Raw genomic sequence first — 17,720 nt, 5'->3', positions numbered from 1 at the left:
TCCCAAAAATAATGAAAAGAAAACTATGCCGTCTTCTCCATAAAAAGAATCGGTTAGAATTTCCTTTTTCTATAATAAAACTTACAAGTTATCAATAAAATTCTTTCTGCATTTCTGAACTCTTTATACGTTCAAAAAAATGAAACAATAAGACCATATATTAATGTAACCATACAATTATCACGGTAAAAAGTATAACTGTCTATATTTCTTTTGTGAAGCCCTTAAATTTGTCCGGTCAAAGAATTCTCTTTATTCTTTTCTTTTCTTTGGCGTGATCGTATTTTCTTTTGAATGTTCTCAGGGTAGTTGCTTATATCATCCTCTGCCTCTAAAATCAATATGTTTTGTTCTGAATCTGTTTTTTTTAATGCATCGGGAGAACAGCCTAAGATCAATGCCGCTGTTGCTACACCGGAATGGCCTGCTCCGGCAACCCCATGAGACAGAATACTTGCACCACATAAATAAAGATTTTTTATCTCGCTTTTGGCCCTATAGGCAAAAGGACCTATATGTTTTAGGCTTTTTTGCGTGCCATAAACGTTGCCTTGGGTGGTATTGATATAATATTCATTGGTCAAAGGGGTTCCCAAATCTTTATGTACTATATGTTCGTTGACATTTGGAAGAACTTTCTCTAGACCTTTTATCATTTTCTCGGTCAGTTTTTCCTTAAATTCCATATACGTTTTAGACCTTTCTTGGGTCTCTCCCTTAAACTTGAGAAAAGCATTATAATTAATAAAGGTTATGGCTTCGATTACATGGTGCTTACCGTTAAAACTGGTAGGGTCTTTTAAGGTGGTGCAACTTATAAACATACCTTCGAAGGCCTCTCCTTTTAGAATATCGTCTCCCATCGCAAGGTCATAATAGTCATCTGCTTCCATATCTGGCATTAGCCAAATGTTCCCAGAGTCCAACCCAGCTTTCCTAACATCCATATCAACCGTTAAAAAAAGCATCAACGATGTACATGAATACAATGTCCTATCTAATTTTCTGCGCAGTTTTCCACTAAGGTTTTCTCTACCTACCAATTTATTATAGGTGATACCAACATCGGCATTTGAAATTATATTTTTAGCAAAAATCTGTTGCCCATCATGTAATTCTACCCCAATTGCTTTTTTGGTATTACTTCCCTCCAGTATTATTTTTTTGACCGCTGTAGATGTCCTTAATTCACCACCGTGTTTCTTTATTTTTTTTGTCATCGCCTTTACCAAGGCGCCTCCACCGCCCATGGGGTAATAGCCTCCCTTAAAATAATGGTACATTAAAGCGGCATGCAGAATAAACGATGCTTTGCTGGGTTGTAAACCATGGTCTCCACACTGGATGTTCAAAATATTCTTTAATAATGGATCTTTAATATGCCAATCGATAACTCTTTTTAGGCTAAAAAGGCTGTATCTTCCGAAATGTCGGGTACGGTACGGTAAGGTCAATTTTTTCCAAAACCCCTGTATATAAGGTATTGAATGGAGTTCTTTACTTGCAAGTGTAATGTACTTGAGGTATTTTTTTATTCCCTTTTTTTCTTTCGGAAACCTTTGTATCAACCTTTTTTCGAGTTCTTCCGGGTTGCTAGGATAATCAAACCTATGTTCACCTATATGTACATGTTCATATCCATTTGGGTTCATCCTAAAAAAAACAAGGTCATTGGCGATTTCCAAACCTTTATACAGATTACTGGTGGCTTCTTCTTCGCCTAATAAACCTATGTAATGTACGCCAGGAGTATACCTGTGCCCATTTAAATAAAAGCTATGGCACCAGCCTCCGGGCACATCGTGTTGTTCCAGTAACAATACTTTTTGTCCAGCTCTAGAAAGGCAAATGGCCGCAGACAAACCACCGGCACCCGAACCTATTATTATAGTGTCCCAAAACTGATTCTTTAAATTACCTGATCTTTTGTTTTCTTTCAATACTTTTTATTTCAAGGCCTTTTCTATCGCCGCTTCCACCAAAGGCTCCATTACTTTGTAGCCTTCAACTGTGGGGTGTACTTCATCTTTGGCATATTTTTTAGGTAACCCATTTCTATCATCTACCATTTTTGAAAAATAGTCAAGATAAATATGGCCCTTTGCCTCAGAATAGTCTTTGATCATTTTGTTGAGCTCTATAATTTTGTTCGCTGGCTCCAATCCCGGTCTCCATGGATAATCATAAGCTGGTAGGGTAGATGATAAAATTACTTTGATACCGTTTGCGTCGGCCATTTCTGCCATACCTTTAATATTATCCATAATCATTTTAATCGTGGAGGGCCCTGTATTACCGGCAATGTCATTGGTACCGGCAAGTATTACCACGGCTTTAGGGGCAAGGTCTATAACATCTTGTCTAAAACGTACAAGCATCTGTGGGGTGGTTTGCCCGCTAATGCCACGATTAATATATGGTTTGCCCTCAAAAAACTCTGGTCTGGCGTTTAACCATCCAATGGTAATGGAATTTCCCATGAAAACCACCCTATTTTCACCTTCACTGGGGGCTCCTAACTTTTTATTCTCCTCTTGAAACATTTTTAAATTTGCCCAGTCTTGCGCCACTGCAGCGTTTAAACTAAAAAAAGAGACGAACAATCCGATAATCAAAGATTTTATATGTTTCATTTTTATATTAAGTTTTATTGAAATTCTTTTTGTTCTTCAGATGTTAAAGGTAACTGTTCTATAATTTTTTGTCTAGAAGGCCTTTGCACTATTAAAAGCGCCATTAGACAGAGGCCAATAGTAAGAGGTAGTGCGTTACCCGAAATATAGTATGCAACAAGACATATAATAGCAGGCCCCTCAATACATGCATATTTAACCAGACTGGCCGATGTATATTCCGTAAGCTTCTTTTTTAATGATTGCTGCCTATTTATTTTTGATATGCTTCTATTAAAAAGAAACTGCCCCCCAAAATAACCAATTATGGAAATAATCGGTATTATATATAGCAATAAATCATTACCCTCGGTATGCGCGTTAAAACCTTTACCTTGTAATAATAAAATGACCGTAAGGCCTAACAGCCCTATAACCAGTGATAGATGTATAAAAGAAAGTGTTCTATAAAAAGTTTTAATAGCCATAAAATATAAAAGTATTCCAAGATACTATTTTATATGGGTTAACTTAAATTTTAGCTTTAACAAAACCGTTTTTATTTGCTTTCGATATATTTGCGGGATTATGAGGGGATTGATTCTATTTTGTTTTGTGGTCATGATGGTGGCAAAAGGTTATTCGCAACTAGAGGAAGACAAAGTGCTCCACTTTTTAGGGGGAAATTTGTATGGCCTGGTGGGAGCCGGGGTAGCTAGCCAGATTTCGAAAGGCGATAGGACTTGGACATTTGTAGGTGCTATCGGTGGAAGTTTGTTGATAGGTTTGGCAAAAGAAAGTATCGATCAGCACCAATATGATGGCTGGGACAATAAGGATTTGTTGGCGACCGTATTGGGTGGGGCAACGGTAGGTGTTACTATAGATATATTCAAACAGCGCAAAAAAAGAAAACGAGAGCAGTTGTTCAGAGATGCGATAGGAACCCATGACCATTTAGATCTTAATTCCAAAAAGATACCGATTCCGAAAACTTCTCTCGTTCTTTTGTCTATTTCGTCAAAAGTGCTAAATAGGTAGCGCCTATTTAATATTTGGCACTTTTTCCGTTGGTCAAGGTTTTGTTTATAAAATCCCTGATATCGTTATTAGCCTTTTCCAAATCCTCTTTTCGTAGATACATCATGTGACCCGAACGGTATCCTTTAAAGCTGAAACGATCTTTCATTCTACCACTTGGGTCTACTTGCCACATTAAGTATTTTGCATTGAAATATGTGGTGGCACCATCATAATATCCGGACTGGATCAAAACGTTCAGATATGGGTTTTGTGCCATGGCCTGTCTTAGGTTTTCCCTTGTGTTCTCGTTAGAGTTGTCCCAAGGATGTACAGGGCCGAACATATTATATTTTACATCCGTCTTAAATTTTAATTCTTCTTGCAGGTAATAATTAATGGCCGGTGTAAAGCTATGCAACCAAGAGGTAAGCTCAGAATTGTAATCGGGTCGCATGCCCATTAGCTGCTTGTCCATTCCCAAATATCTAGAATCCAATCTACCTACGGTAAAACCTCCTTTGTCCTTTAAAAGGTTTTTCCAGAAGAAAGAGGTGGGTACAGATAGGTTTTGATCAAGAATGTCTTTGGTGTTTAGACCAGAGTAATACGACATTTTTTCGGCGATACTTTTTCTTTCGTTTTCGTTTATAAATCCGCCTTTTGCCAATGCGGGAATTAAAGTATTTATAGTGTAATCTTCCGATTCAGGAAGAATATCCAACAAATCTTTACTTTGCAAGGCTGCGGGTAGCGCTTTATGATGCCATGCCGCCGCTGTATAGTATGGTAGGTTTATGGCTTCTGCAACAGGGCCTTCGTTTCTGATAATCTTATAGTCTGCCGGAGAAACCAGAATAACACCGTTCAGGTACATCCATTGCCTGTTTTGCAACTCTAGTGAAAGCCCCATAACCCTAGGCCCCCCATAACTTTCACCTATTAGGTATTTAGGGGAACGCCATCTGTTGTTACGAGTTACAAAGGTATTTAACCATTCGGCCAAATATTTAATATCCGCATTGATGCCAAAGAATTTTTTACGGTCTACTTTTTCCCCCGATTCAGGTATGGTACGCGAGTACCCTGTATTGGCCGGATTTACATAAACAATATCGGTAACATCAAGTACAGAATATGGGTTTTGGCTTACACCATAAGGCTGTATGGGGTACCCTTCATCGTCTATTTTTAAAATTCGTGGTCCGGTATAGGCCAAGTGCATCCAAACAGACCCAGAACCTGGGCCTCCATTAAAGGAAATCAAAAGTGGTCTTGCCGCTCTATCTTTTACATTGTTCTTGGTGTAATACGTATAATGTAAAGATGCAATGGGATCCCCATTTTCGTCCCAAACGGGTTGGGTACCTGTTTGTGCGGTATAATTAATAGTGGATCCTTTTATTGTAACACTATGTTGTGTTGTCACCACCGTGTCCACCGGCAGCTTACGACTTTGTGCAAATAGTGTTGATTGAAAGGAAAATAAGAGAATGGTAAGCAAATAATAATTTTTCATTGGTAGTTTGAATTAGTTGCTTAAAAATAAGGATTCCTCATAGAATGAGAATTTGTTTTTTTAGAAAAAAAGTGAATGTTTTGTTAATTGTTTACATTTTAAAGAAGAACGTATTTGCGTGTAAAATTAGAGGGGGATCCTATTTAGAATTTTTCGAATACCCCTAGTCCAAAAAGTGCAAAATCATATTTCACGGGATCTTTGGGGTCTAATCTTCGTAAGTTTTTATCCAATTCATAAAGTGCCTTGGCATCGTTTTGTTTTCGCTTTAATAATTTTAGCTTTCGTGCTACGTTGCCCGAATGTACGTCTAACGGACAAGAAAGTTTTGCAGGCGAAATATTCTTCCAGATTCCAAAATCCACGTTAGAGCTAGAATCTCTGACCATCCATCGTAAGAACATGTTGATGCGTTTCGCTGCCGAGCCCTTTAATGGGTCCGAAACATGTTTTATGGTCCTCTGCTCGTAGGGCAATTCAAAAAAGTGCTCCTTAAATTTAGAAATGGTGGGTTGTAGTGAGTCTTCTTCTTGGTAGGTTTTAAATATACCCTCTAGGCCATCGTGTTTTAGGTATATATTTTTTAAGCTTTTTATAAAGTAAATAAAATCAGTACCATTAAAAGTTCGGTGTACAAAGGAGTGCAATGCTTCTAAATCCGCCTGTTGGTGGTTCATGACAAAATCAAAGGGACTGTTTCCCATAAGATCCATCATTCTATGGGCATTTTTAATAATGCTTTTTCTATTGCCCCATGCTATTGTGGCCGTAAGAAATGCACTGATTTCAATATCTTCTTTCTTGGTATAAAGATGTGGAATCTGAATTGGGTCCGATTCCAAAAAATTAGGATTATTATAGGCCACGACTTTTGAATCTAAGAAATCCTTTAATTCTGTTTTTGTCATTCTATAGGAATATCTAAAATTTTGAATAAAAAAATAGGACCTACCAAAACTAGGTTATATAGAGCGTGTAATGCCATTGACCATAATAGACCGAATTTTACCCTTATAAAGCCAAGAAGTATACCTACCGATATTTGTGGAGCCACCAACAAGGGAGACAATAATATGACCTCGATAGTAATTTCATAATTGCTTATGTGCATGAAACCGAACCCCAATGTAAGCACATAAAAGATATAGGGAAAAAATCTATTGTTCCTAAACCATATCATAGGGCCCCTAAACAATAATTCTTCAATTACCGGGGCGGCTACAACTGCTCCCAACAAAAGGTAGATAGGGGAGTAGGCCTCCAAAAAGTCATCCATGGCATGTTTGCCCACATCAATATTAAAAACCAGCTGAACAATACCAATGACGATGCTTAAACCGATACTGATAACAAGGGCGATTGCCACAAGTTTCACCAATGTTCGAATTTTAGAATGGGTACCGGTAGATTTTTCTTCTAGGTATATAGGTTTTTTGGCAAAATCAACGACCTCTTTTAACATTGGTCCCAAGGTTTTATGATGTGATGACTTCCTTGTCGACTATCTTGCCATCTACCATGGTTAATTTTCTATCGGCCATTTCTGCCAAATCCTCATTGTGGGTAACGATTACAAAGGTTTGACCAAACTTTTCTCGCAGTTCAAAAAAGAGGTTGTGAAGTTTATCGGCACTCTCCGAGTCCAAATTACCACTGGGTTCGTCCGCAAAAATGATGGACGGGTTGTTTATTAGCGCTCTTGCGACAGCGACCCTTTGTTGCTCACCGCCCGATAACTCAGAAGGTTTATGGTTTTCTCTGTGAGACAGACCAAGAAAGTTCAATAATTCTTTAGCCCTGGTTTCAGCATCCTTTTTGGGAGTTTTCTTTATATAGGCCGGTAGGCAAACATTTTCAATGGCCGTAAACTCGGGAAGCAATTGGTGAAATTGAAAAATAAAACCAATATGTTCATTCCTAAATTTAGCCAACTCTTTGTCCGACAGGCGAGTGGTTTCGGTACCATTCACCAGTAGGTGTCCGTCGTTTACGTTCGACAGCACATCCAATGTGCCCAAAATTTGTAAAAGCGTCGTTTTGCCGGCGCCGGATGCACCTACTATAGAGACAATCTCCCCTTTCTTTATGTGTAGGTCTACACCTTTTAATACTTCTAGTTCCCCATAATATTTATGGATGTTCGAGGCTTTTATCATGTAACGGTAAATAAATGGTGAAATTAAAGAATGGGTGTCAGATAACAAAATAACAATTAACCTTGGTAATTTACGTATATAATATTTTACCATTGCCATTATAAATAATACTTATGCTCTTTAAATAAAAAAGAACAATTTTAACTATATATTAGCCGCGATTGATTTAACAATACTTATTTTTGTTTATCATTTTTTTAAATTAATTAAACATATTACATGTCGCCATATAGAAATTTCGAAGAATATAATTTAGAGATAACAGATGAATTAAAGGAGAAGTTTTCTTCGGTCATAAATGAAATTGGCGAAGATGCTACCAGAGATGGTTTGTTAAAAACACCCGAACGTGCCGCAAAGGCTATGATGTTTCTAACCCAAGGTTATCAACAAGACGCAGAGGAAATATTAAAAGGGGCCATGTTCAAGGAGGATTACGACGACATGGTAATCATTAAAAATATAGAATTGTACTCTTTGTGCGAACATCATATGCTGCCCTTTTTTGGTAAGGCGCATGTAGCCTATATACCAAACGGACAGATAGTAGGGCTTAGCAAGATCCCTAGAATCGTGGATGTATTTGCCAGAAGACTACAGGTTCAAGAACGTCTTACACACGATATATTGGAATGCCTAAACAATACATTAAAGCCCAAGGGCGTAGCAGTGGTTATAGAGGCTTCCCATATGTGTATGATGATGAGAGGGGTTCAAAAACAAAATTCTGTTACTACCACCTCTGGCTTTAGAGGACAATTTGAAAAAATAGAGACCCGTAACGAATTTTTGAAGCTTATTGGCTCTGAATTGTCTTAATGTAATGTACCGGTTGTAACTTTTGGCATCTTTGTTGCGCTATCAACAATAAGATCATTAATTTTATACTATGTCAATTACTAAAGACAAAAAATACAAACAACTCTTTTTAGGACTTTTGTTCGATGCAATAGGAATGCTCTCTTTTGCCATTCCGTTCATTGGTGAATTTTCAGACATTATCTGGGCGCCATTATCTGGTTGGTTAATGACACGGATGTATAAGGGCAAAGTTGGCCAAGCGGCCGGTGTTGTTACCTTTATAGAAGAGATTATTCCTGGTTTAGATGTGATACCTACTTTTACGATAATGTGGTTTTATACCTACGTTTTTAAAAAGTCCAAAAAACAGACAATTCAGGTTTAATGATTTTTTAGTTCGCTCTTAAAATATGTAACTTTATAACAAAATAGTTACAGATTGAAAAGAAGAAACTTTGTAAAAAAGGCAGGTGTGGGCGCTGTTTCAACGGTATTACTAAGTGATATTGTATATAGAAACCTACTGCCGAAAGGGTATTCCCCCTTAGCATTTCAAGAGCCAGATCCCTTTAAAATGTTCCATAAAGATCCCGAAATGGTCTTGCTGAACGATAAGCCGTGGAATATGGAAGCCCGGGCACATCTTTTAAATGACGACGTTACTCCCAATAAATTTATGTTTATTCGTAATAATGGCATCATACCCGAAGATATAGATGTTTCTACCTGGCAATTAAAAATAGACGGTGAGTCTGTGGTGAACACAAAAACCTACTCACTAGCCGATCTAAAATCAAAATTTAAACATTACACGTATCAACTTACCCTAGAGTGTGGAGGAAACGGGCGTAGCGAGTTTGACCCGCCGGCCAAAGGTAACCAATGGACTATAGGTGCCGTTTCTTGTGCAGAGTGGACGGGAGTTAGGTTAAAGGATGTTTTAGAAGACGTAGGAATTAAGGATGATGCCGTATATATAGGTTATCACGGGGCGGATATACATTTAAGTAGAAATCCACAAAAAGAACCCATATCAAGAGGTATGCCTATAGCCAAGGCTATGCAAGACGAGACTATATTGGCATTTGCCATGAATGGGGAAGATATACCGTTAACACATGGTTACCCGTTACGATTGGTTGCCGGCGGATGGCCTGCATCCGTTTCTGGTAAATGGTTGAACGGAATCAGTATCCGAAATAAAATACATGATGGCGAAAAAATGGGTGGTAGCTCGTATCGCGTACCTTGTGAGACAGTGGCTCCAGGAGAAAAGGTAGATGATGAAGATATGTGTATTATAGAGTCTATGCCCGTAAAATCGCTGATTACATATCCAAAATCTGGAGCTATCATTAATGAAGGAAAATCGTTAAAGATAAGAGGTCATGCATGGGCAGGTGAGTTAGAAGTTTCCGAAATGGAATATTCCATAGATTTCGGTTCTAGCTGGAAAAGCATTCATGTTCAAAAACCGGTGAACAGGTTGGCATGGCAACATTTTGGAGGAGAGATAAACTTTCCTAAGAAGGGTTATTATGAAATCTGGGCCAGGGCTACCGATACAAACGGAAATAAGCAACCTATGGTGTTACCAGGTTGGAACCCAAAAGGATATCTAAATAATGCATGTCACCGTATTGCGGTAAAAGTGGTATGATGAAAGGTAAAAATACACCCACTGAAAATTCTTCAAAATATAAGTGGCCCATTGTAGCCACTGTCTTCTTTCTTTTAATGGGAGTAGGTGTTTGGTACTTTATAGGGCCTGAGGAATCTGAAGAAGAAATTGAAGAAATAAGTGAAATAGACCCAAATAGGGTAGAGAACGGAATTCATGTGCGTACAGGTCTGATAGAGGCAGAAGGTTTACAAGAAGTAATTAATAATTGTACCACGTGCCATTCCTCTAAATTGATTATTCAGAATAGAATGGGAGAGGAGCAATGGAACAGTACCATTCGGTGGATGCAGGAAACACAAGGCTTATGGGATTTGGGTGACAACCAAAAAATAATCGTGGATTACTTGACCACAAATTATCCGCTTCTTAAAAAGGGAAGAAGAAAAGCGTTGTCGAATATTGAATGGTACAAGTTGGACCAATAAAAAATCCCTTCGGTTTAATTAACAAAACCGAAGGGATCTGTATTTAAAGAGGTATACTGATACCTACATTGATGTTTCTTCCAATATTGGCAATTCCATCAGTCTTTAACCTAGACAAGTGTGAAACATATGTTTTGTCAAGAATGTTATTAGCACTTACTTTGATCCCTATTTTTTGTTTAGAGAAAGAGAGAGTGGTCCCTAATCCCATGTTTAATAGGCTGTAAGAATCTGTAGGTGTTTCATATGTGCTTACTTTATCCTGTTTGAAGAAAGATTTTAACGTTATAAAACCATAACTGTTTGACAACAAGTTGGTAGCACTGTTGAACTCAAATCTTAAAGTGTTATTCCAATTATTGGCGGGTATCAATGGTAAATTGCCGTCATTGTCCAATTTACCGCGCACCAAAGAAAAGTTACTCTCTAAATGTAGCCAATCTATAGGATGAGGGTGGTAATGCAACCCAGCTTCCCCTCCATATAATACAGCATCTTGTTGTAGATAAAGATAAACGGCATCTTCATTTATAAATTCCCCATTGGGCTCTAGATATATGTAGTCGGAAACACTATTATAAAAACCGTTTATATAAATTTCGAAATGTTCATTCTTGTACTCTAATGATATATCTGTCTGTAAATTCTTTTCATTATCCAAATCGGGATTTCCAACTTCAAATCTATTGGTTCCTTCATGGGTGCCGTTAGATGTTAGCTCTGCCAAATTAGGAGCTCGAAAACCTGAGGCTATATTTAATCTACCTGTAAAATTATCGGTAAAATCATGTTTATAACCTGCGGCGATATTAAAACTGTGAAAACTACGTTCTATGGATGCTATATAAGTGTCATCACCAAGAGTGCCGCTCTCATCACCATCTATAACCCTATTATCGTATCTGATTCCTAGCTGTAAATCTCCATTTTTAAAATGTGTGTGTGATGTTGCCAATATACCTACATCATTGGTCGACGCATCGGGTATAAGCACTTCTTCGCCAAAGTTTTTGTTGGTTTGGCTCATTCCCTGAACACCGATAATTGCTTCGGTAGCTCCAATTTGTTTTATATTGTATTGAATGTTGTAGCTGAAGGTTTTCAGCACCATGTCCAAAGCTGCCCCTTCTTCTTCATGTTCTTCTTCTTCATGCTCTTCTTCATGGTGCTCATGATCTTCATATTCTAGACGATTGTTTTGTGTATAACCAAAAATGGCCTGTAAGCTCGAGTTTTTAAAATAGATGTTCGATTTAGAACTTATTATATGGCTGGTAATATCTTGAAACGGCTCTATAGCATCTCTTTCGGTATTCTGAACACCAATTTCCTCAGGTATTCCCAACTCTGAATTGTTATAGTTATATCTAAGTTCTGTATTAAAATTTGTTCCTTGATAACCAAGTCCGGTCTTTAGGTCGTATTCCTTAAATCTTGAATTTGTAACTCTTTCCCCATCACCTGTTTTATAATCTACATGAGATGCACCACCCAATCGCACCAAGAATTTTAATTTGTCCGAAGAGGTTTTAAACCCACCATTTCCATTAATACCTTGGGTATTGGAGAAATAGTTGAGATTAATGTCTCCTTCGGTATCATTGGGTACGGCAAATTTTTCTGGATTTAAATACAGTACGCCTCCTAGTGCATCGGAACCGTAAAGTAACGAGGCAGGGCCCTTTATTACCTCTACGCTTTCTATACCCGCATCACTAATACCAAGGCCGTGTTCATCACCAAATTGCTGGTTTTCCAGTCTTATGCCTTGTGTGTAGGTTAATACTCTATTAGAACTTAGGCCCCTAATAACCGGTTTACCGATACCAACACCGGTAGATACACTTTCCACTCCCGGAATATTTGTAATTCCATCAGATAAAGTAATGGCTCCATTGCTTTTTAATTCCTTAACACTTGCCCTTTCTATCTTCATTACATTTTCGCGCTGTAATTTATGAAAAGGGGTAGAGACGATCACCTCTTCCATTTCTATAGCACTGGGACTAAGATTTATAGAGAAATCAACAGTTTTCTTATCAATGTTTATTGTTTTTGAAATCGTTTGAAAGCCCAGATAAGAAACAACTATCTTAAAACTACCGGTAGGTAGGTTTCGAATCTCGTAATTGCCATTTTCATCACTTATCGTTCCTTTTTCAAGTTGTGGAAAATAAATGGATACCTGTTCTAAAGGTTCATTGTTTTCACTATCAAGAATGGTTCCTGTAACGGAATTCTGGGAAAAAATCGAATTGCAAATTAGTGCCATTAATATGACAGCATAAATATTTCTCATTATAAATTGTTTAAGAGATTAAAAAAAGTATGGATTAACGTGTACTTTAACTAACCTAGGACAGGAGGTCCTCTTAAGACAAAATGTAATTTTTGAAATTTACTAGTAAAAACATAGTGGTTGGTCAACTTCTCACTTGAAGCGGCCAATTGTATTAGTTTTGGTTTAACCAAACCTATATAAAACAGTGAAGAAATTTGATATTTGTAAAAGTCACAATCAAATTCTATTTCATGAATGTGTAAATCGCCCTTGGCTACACATATAGTGTCTTCATGTGTTAAAAGACCATGGTTTATTTTAATGATATAAGGTGTAAAGAGACATCCTATAATGCATATAGAAACTAGGGAAAATATCGCTTTATGTCTCATCAAGCCCATATTACAAATCTAATCATTGCATATTAGACAAAAGTGTTAATAAATAATAAATTAGCTGAACATGAAACCTAATCCCATACGTTTAAGCATTTTTTTTTCAAATGCCCAGAAAAACTTGAATTGACCAAATAACCAACCATACATTATCAAGAGAATTTGATAGAACGGAAAAATCAATACGATACGAAGCGTCCAATACAAAATAGACCCCCACCAAGAATCAGAAAAGTTTTGAGCCTCCAAACCTATAAAGCTCAAGAATGGCTTTGCTACATAAACAGACGAAGAACCGGTTATGGCAAATACAATAAAAATTATAATTAGTTGAAAATTACTGGTTATGCCCCAACGTGCTTTTAATTTCTCCATTTTCTTATAAAAAAGCCAAAGATACTTTTTTAGATTCTAGGAATAAAGGGTCCTAAGCGTTGATTGTATTTTCTTTGAAAATAAATAAAATAATTATAGAGTTTGTAATTAACATCGTAACCATAATCAATATTGGGATCGTAATTGATTTGTTGTTCGTACAAACTTGGGTCGTACCTTTGTGGCTGAATTACCCGTTGGTTCCATTCTAAGACCATTAACCGGTTCCGGTTTTCCATAAACGACTGGGAGTAGTAGCCTTCTGGTCTGGCTATGGAGTTTAACCAAGTATTGAAACCAGGTTCTATTATTATGATTTCGTATTCGGTCTCTTCATTGGCAATTGCTATGGTATCACCTTTGACCTGTTCAAATGCCTGAGCTTCCTCTTCTGAAATGGAAAGGGCGCTTTTAGAGGTGGTACAGTATGCAAGTAGCACTGTCAAGACCAATAAACCAACTATTTTAAAAAACGATTTCATATTATTAATATACAAAAAAAGCCGTTTGAATTTTCAAACGGCTCTTATTATGTTTGGTCGATATATCTTATTTTCCGAATAATCCGCCCAAAAGGCCTCCTAAACCGCCACTTTTTTTATTGCTGCCCATCACCATACCTGCTACATCATCTAAAATACTACCGTCGCCATCTGCATCTAATAAGGTAGTAATTAGGCTTTGGTTCTCTTGTGGTTGTCCACCTAGCATGCTACCTAGCAAAGCGTTCATGCCCGAAGAATCACTTACATTGCTTTGTGATGTTTGTTTGCCCAGAAAGCCCATTACAATAGGGGCGGCTATTTTCATGATCTGTGATACAGAGCCTGCATCCAAACCGGATTTTTGACTCAAGGTATTTTCTACGACTGGTTGTTTGTCTCCAAAAACGTGTCCTAAAATTCCAGCACCGTCCTGTACAACGGAGTCATCTACGCCACCTTGAAACAAACCACCAAGGTTATCCAAGATACTACCATCGTGTTTGCTAGATAACGCACTCATTAATCCTTGTGCTCCATCAGGTGTCGATACATTCTTTTTCATTGCGCCTAAAAGCAATGGCATTGCCATACTTAAAACATCGGCAGTTTTGCTTTCGGGCTGGTTTGTTTGCCCGGCAACACCGCTAATTAATTGCTTGCCCATTGGGCTATTTAATAAATCTAATAATCCTGCCATTTTATAGTTAATTTAATGTTTAGTCCGTTAAAGTACGAAAACTGCAGTTAAAATTGGTAAACCAACGCTTATTTTAGGCGTGAAATGATTTGTTCGGCCAATTCTACACCAATTCTATCCTGTGCCTCTTCCGTAGCGGCCCCAATGTGAGGTGTCAACGAAATTTTTGGGTGCATAAGTATCTTTATCTCAGGATTTGGCTCCGATTCGTATACATCCATACCGGCAAAAGAAATCTTGTTACTTTCCAAAGCGGCAACCAAGGCAACCTCGTCGATAACACCTCCTCGGGCGGCATTGATAATACCAACACCATCTTTCATCATGTCAAATTCTTTTTTGCCAAGCACATATTCGTTTTGAAAAGGTACATGAACCGTTATAAAATCCGCTTCTTTTAGCAAACGTTCCTTATCTGTGTTTTTTAGGTTGAATGTAACGGATCGGTTGTCAAAAAATGACAATGACACTTCTACATTATCCAGTTGAGGATCATGATATAGTACGTTCATTCCCACACCGATAGCTAGTTTCGCTGTCGCTTGACCAATTCTTCCAAAACCTATTATGCCCAAGGTCTTGCCCCTAAGCTCTTTTCCCTTTCCGTATGATTTTTTTAATTGTTTGAATCTGCTGTCGCCTTCTAAAGGCATATTTCTATTTGCATCGTATAAAAAACGGACACCACCGTATAAATGTGCAAAAACCAGTTCGGCTACAGATTCGGAAGACGCTGCAGGCGTGTTGATTACATGAATACCTTTACTTTCGGCATAAGCTACATCTATATTATCCATACCAACGCCACCACGTCCTATTAATTTAAGCTTGGGGCATGCGTCGATAACATCTTTTTTAACCTTGGTAGCACTGCGTACCAACAGGCCTACTACATCGTTATCGTTAATATAATTGGCAAGTTGCTGTTGCGCCACCGTAGTGGTCAAAACTTGAAAACCGTTTTTTTCTAGAAGCGAAATACCACTTTCCGATATTCCGTCATTCGCTAGTATCTTCATTCTTTTATGCTTTTCGTTCCATCTCACTCATTACATCTACCAAAACACCTACACTTTCTAGGGGTAGGGCATTGTACATGCTGGCTCGGTAACCACCAATAGAACGATGTCCGTTTAATCCATTGATGCCAGCCTCTTTCAACATTTCATCAAAGGTAGGTTTAAGCCCCTCGTCCGTTAAATTAAAGGTAGCGTTCATTATAGAACGGTCGTCTTTATTGGCATAACCTTCAAACACAGGATTCAGGTCTATTTCGGAATATAACAGTTGAGCTTTCTTTTCATTTATTTCCTCTATTGCCGAAATACCTCCTAAATTCTTAAGCCATTCCAATGTTAGCATCGAAGTATATACAGCAAACACAGGTGGCGTGTTAAACATACTTTCTTTAGAAACGTGCAATTTATAATCTAACATAGAAGGGATCTGTCTAGAGACTTTGCCCAATATTTCTTCTTTTACGACCACCAAGGTTGTTCCGGCAGGTCCCATATTTTTCTGGGCGCCGGCATAAATAAGGTCAAATTGTGAAAAATCCAGTTTTCTCGAAAAAATATCCGAACTCATGTCGCACACCAAGGGAGCATCAGTAGTAGGGAATTTTTTGAATTGTGTACCGTAAATGGTGTTGTTAGAGGTAAGGTGAAGGTAATCTAACCCGTTTGGAACGGAGTATCCCTTTGGGATATATTTAAAGTTTTCATCTTTAGAAGAACCTACCTCTACGATTTCACCGAACAATTTAGCTTCTTTGATGGCCTTGTCGCTCCATGTGCCGGTATTCAAATAACCTGCTTTGGTCTCCAAAAGGTTGTAGGCGACCATTAAAAACTCTAAACTGGCACCACCTTGAAGAAATAATGCATGGTATCCTTTTCCTTCTAGATCTAACAACTCCAAGACCAATGACCTAGCTTTCTCCATGATTTCCACAAAGTCTTTGCTACGATGTGATATTTCTACCAAAGAAAGTCCGGAACCGTTTAAATCCATTACGGCCTCCGAGGCTTTTAATAAAACTTCTTTTGGCAAGATACATGGGCCTGCACTAAAATTATGCTTCTTCATTTTATTATAATTAAGGGGGCAAAGGTCTATATTTTCTATGAAACGGCCTTTGTTGAAATTAAAATATTCTAGGATGTTCTTAACAGGAATTCAACAGTGTCAACGCCGTCTGCATAATCCCAGAGCTCTGGTTTTTGTGTATCTCCGAAGGGTACGGTGTTTTCAATTACGTTGTTGCCCACGACACATTGAATTTTATCGGTGTCTTTCGTTAGTTTTTCTTTTAATGAAGATTCTGAATTATAATACTCGTAAAATACCGATGCGATCGGCGAAGCATAACTTTCATCCTCTTTTAAGACCAAAAAGCCATTGTCCAAAAACTTAAACTCACTCATTAAATAAACGGCCTTGTTATAATCGTAGTTATTGGCATACTTGGTCTCGTTTATAATGTCTTTGTAATCATAGATGGCTTTGTAGAAGTTGTCAAAGTCGTAACCATGGGGCACTAACAGCTTAGACACACTTCTGCAGCCTAGTCCGTAATATCTAAAAATATCTTCGCCGAGCAATTGTAATTCTTCCTTTGACTCGGTTCCTTTGAGAATAGCGACGGAATTTCTGTTTTTTCTGATGATATGCGGTTTTTTTCCGAAATAGTATTCAAAATATCTAGCGGTATTGTTACTTCCGGTGGCTATCACAGCATCAAAATTTCCACCTAAATTGTCGGAAAACTCAATTTTATCCCCTAAACTAGGGTCTAAATGAGTTAGGTATTCAGAAATTAAGGGTATTAGTAGTTTGTCGTTGCTAGAAAGTTTTACCAAAGCGGTATTACCTGTAATCAATACTGAAAGAAAATCATGGAATCCGACCAATGGAATATTTCCGGCCATGATAATTGCGACTTTTTTGTCCTGTTTTTGTTGTGTATCATATTGCGATATCCACCCTTCCAACTTATCTTTTGTCAGTACTTTTGACCATTCCTGAAAAGAATGTACGATATTATCCTGGGTAAACCATCCGTTATGGTGATAGGCCTTTTTTACAATGTCTGTGAACTTATTGATCCATGGGTCATTATTTTCTACGATATTTTGGTCAGAATTGGTAAAATCACAAAATGTCTTTAGAAATTCTCCAAGTTTAACAAAAGCTTCTATACTTTGATTGTGTTGTGCCATTATATTTGTAAACTAGTTTAGTAGAGATTACTTTTGTGCAAAAGTACGG

Annotated in this window: 19 protein-coding genes; 5 read left to right on the top strand and 14 right to left on the bottom strand. The window is 37.7% G+C overall.

The features are described 5' to 3' along the window. Window positions 1-224 precede the first annotated feature (224 nt). The 3 genes from AB657_RS04690 to AB657_RS04680 are packed head-to-tail and all read right to left on the bottom strand — an operon-like array spanning window position 225 to window position 3,100. A complete protein-coding gene (locus tag AB657_RS04690; protein ID WP_047245433.1) occupies window positions 225-1,940 on the bottom strand; it encodes a phytoene desaturase family protein in 1,716 nt (571 codons plus the stop codon). Window positions 1,941-1,946: 6 nt separating this feature from the next. Continuing rightward, window positions 1,947-2,633, bottom strand: a complete 687-nt coding sequence (locus AB657_RS04685; protein WP_084696376.1) for an SGNH/GDSL hydrolase family protein — start codon at window positions 2,631-2,633, stop codon at window positions 1,947-1,949. A gap of 14 nt (window positions 2,634-2,647) precedes the next feature. Then, entirely contained in the window at window positions 2,648-3,100 is a 453-nt protein-coding gene (locus AB657_RS04680; protein ID WP_047245431.1) for a hypothetical protein, read from the bottom strand. 100 nt (window positions 3,101-3,200) lie between these two features. Between AB657_RS04680 and AB657_RS04675 the strand changes: the two genes are divergently transcribed. Beyond that, window positions 3,201-3,653 (top strand): hypothetical protein, encoded by a 453-nt coding sequence (locus AB657_RS04675; protein WP_198146873.1) that lies wholly within the window; start codon window positions 3,201-3,203, stop codon window positions 3,651-3,653. Window positions 3,654-3,660: 7 nt separating this feature from the next. Here AB657_RS04675 and AB657_RS04670 read toward each other — a convergent pair whose 3' ends face one another. The 4 genes from AB657_RS04670 to AB657_RS04655 all read right to left on the bottom strand — a co-directional run bounded on the left by AB657_RS04670 (window position 3,661) and on the right by AB657_RS04655 (window position 7,307). Next, a complete protein-coding gene (locus tag AB657_RS04670; protein ID WP_047245430.1) occupies window positions 3,661-5,151 on the bottom strand; it encodes a S10 family peptidase in 1,491 nt (496 codons plus the stop codon). Between the two features lie 143 nt (window positions 5,152-5,294). Further along, on the bottom strand, window positions 5,295-6,059 hold the full coding sequence (locus tag AB657_RS04665) for a TIGR02757 family protein (protein WP_047245429.1): 765 nt from the start codon (window positions 6,057-6,059) through the stop codon (window positions 5,295-5,297). Continuing rightward, on the bottom strand, window positions 6,056-6,613 hold the full coding sequence (locus tag AB657_RS04660) for a CPBP family intramembrane glutamic endopeptidase (RefSeq protein ID WP_047245428.1): 558 nt from the start codon (window positions 6,611-6,613) through the stop codon (window positions 6,056-6,058). The genes AB657_RS04665 and AB657_RS04660 overlap by 4 nt, the downstream gene beginning before the upstream one ends. A 13-nt stretch (window positions 6,614-6,626) precedes the next feature. Further along, the gene (locus AB657_RS04655) at window positions 6,627-7,307 is read right to left on the bottom strand and encodes an ABC transporter ATP-binding protein (protein ID WP_047247808.1); all 681 of its coding nucleotides are present in this window, start codon (window positions 7,305-7,307) and stop codon (window positions 6,627-6,629) included. Window positions 7,308-7,526: 219 nt separating this feature from the next. Here AB657_RS04655 and folE point away from each other — a divergent pair, with 219 nt between their 5' ends. The 4 genes from folE (at window position 7,527) to AB657_RS04635 (ending at window position 10,217) form a co-directional block, all read left to right on the top strand. Beyond that, window positions 7,527-8,126 carry a GTP cyclohydrolase I FolE gene (gene folE / locus AB657_RS04650; RefSeq protein WP_047245427.1) on the top strand — a complete coding sequence of 200 codons (600 nt, stop codon included), beginning with the start codon at window positions 7,527-7,529 and terminating at the stop codon, window positions 8,124-8,126. 70 nt (window positions 8,127-8,196) lie between these two features. After that, on the top strand, window positions 8,197-8,493 hold the full coding sequence (locus tag AB657_RS04645; protein ID WP_047245426.1) for a hypothetical protein: 297 nt from the start codon (window positions 8,197-8,199) through the stop codon (window positions 8,491-8,493). Window positions 8,494-8,547: 54 nt separating this feature from the next. Then, the gene (locus AB657_RS04640; RefSeq protein ID WP_047245425.1) at window positions 8,548-9,768 is read left to right on the top strand and encodes a sulfite oxidase; all 1,221 of its coding nucleotides are present in this window, start codon (window positions 8,548-8,550) and stop codon (window positions 9,766-9,768) included. Further along, on the top strand, window positions 9,765-10,217 hold the full coding sequence (locus AB657_RS04635; RefSeq protein WP_232304844.1) for a monoheme cytochrome C: 453 nt from the start codon (window positions 9,765-9,767) through the stop codon (window positions 10,215-10,217). Before AB657_RS04640 ends, AB657_RS04635 begins: the two co-directional genes overlap by 4 nt. A gap of 43 nt (window positions 10,218-10,260) precedes the next feature. On the opposite strand, the gene AB657_RS04630 is transcribed toward AB657_RS04635, so the two are convergent. The 7 genes from AB657_RS04630 to AB657_RS04595 all read right to left on the bottom strand — a co-directional run bounded on the left by AB657_RS04630 (window position 10,261) and on the right by AB657_RS04595 (window position 17,671). Continuing rightward, window positions 10,261-12,516 (bottom strand): TonB-dependent receptor, encoded by a 2,256-nt coding sequence (locus AB657_RS04630; RefSeq protein ID WP_047245423.1) that lies wholly within the window; start codon window positions 12,514-12,516, stop codon window positions 10,261-10,263. A gap of 434 nt (window positions 12,517-12,950) precedes the next feature. Continuing rightward, on the bottom strand, window positions 12,951-13,268 hold the full coding sequence (locus AB657_RS04620; protein ID WP_047245421.1) for a DUF6787 family protein: 318 nt from the start codon (window positions 13,266-13,268) through the stop codon (window positions 12,951-12,953). A gap of 29 nt (window positions 13,269-13,297) precedes the next feature. Further along, the gene (locus tag AB657_RS04615; protein WP_047245420.1) at window positions 13,298-13,750 is read right to left on the bottom strand and encodes a DUF6146 family protein; all 453 of its coding nucleotides are present in this window, start codon (window positions 13,748-13,750) and stop codon (window positions 13,298-13,300) included. A gap of 67 nt (window positions 13,751-13,817) precedes the next feature. Next, window positions 13,818-14,450 (bottom strand): DUF937 domain-containing protein, encoded by a 633-nt coding sequence (locus tag AB657_RS04610; RefSeq protein WP_047245419.1) that lies wholly within the window; start codon window positions 14,448-14,450, stop codon window positions 13,818-13,820. A gap of 68 nt (window positions 14,451-14,518) precedes the next feature. Beyond that, on the bottom strand, window positions 14,519-15,469 hold the full coding sequence (locus AB657_RS04605) for a D-2-hydroxyacid dehydrogenase (RefSeq protein WP_047247807.1): 951 nt from the start codon (window positions 15,467-15,469) through the stop codon (window positions 14,519-14,521). Between the two features lie 4 nt (window positions 15,470-15,473). Then, window positions 15,474-16,538, bottom strand: a complete 1,065-nt coding sequence (serC, locus tag AB657_RS04600) for a 3-phosphoserine/phosphohydroxythreonine transaminase (RefSeq protein WP_047245418.1) — start codon at window positions 16,536-16,538, stop codon at window positions 15,474-15,476. A gap of 68 nt (window positions 16,539-16,606) precedes the next feature. After that, window positions 16,607-17,671 (bottom strand): acyl-CoA reductase, encoded by a 1,065-nt coding sequence (locus tag AB657_RS04595; protein ID WP_047245417.1) that lies wholly within the window; start codon window positions 17,669-17,671, stop codon window positions 16,607-16,609. Between the last annotated feature and the right edge of the window lie 49 nt (window positions 17,672-17,720).

The organism is Maribacter thermophilus (genome assembly GCF_001020565.1).
Lineage (GTDB): Bacteria > Bacteroidota > Bacteroidia > Flavobacteriales > Flavobacteriaceae > Maribacter > Maribacter thermophilus.
The sequence above is the reverse complement of the archived record's forward strand: the minus strand, read 5'-3'. Positions and strand labels throughout refer to the sequence as shown.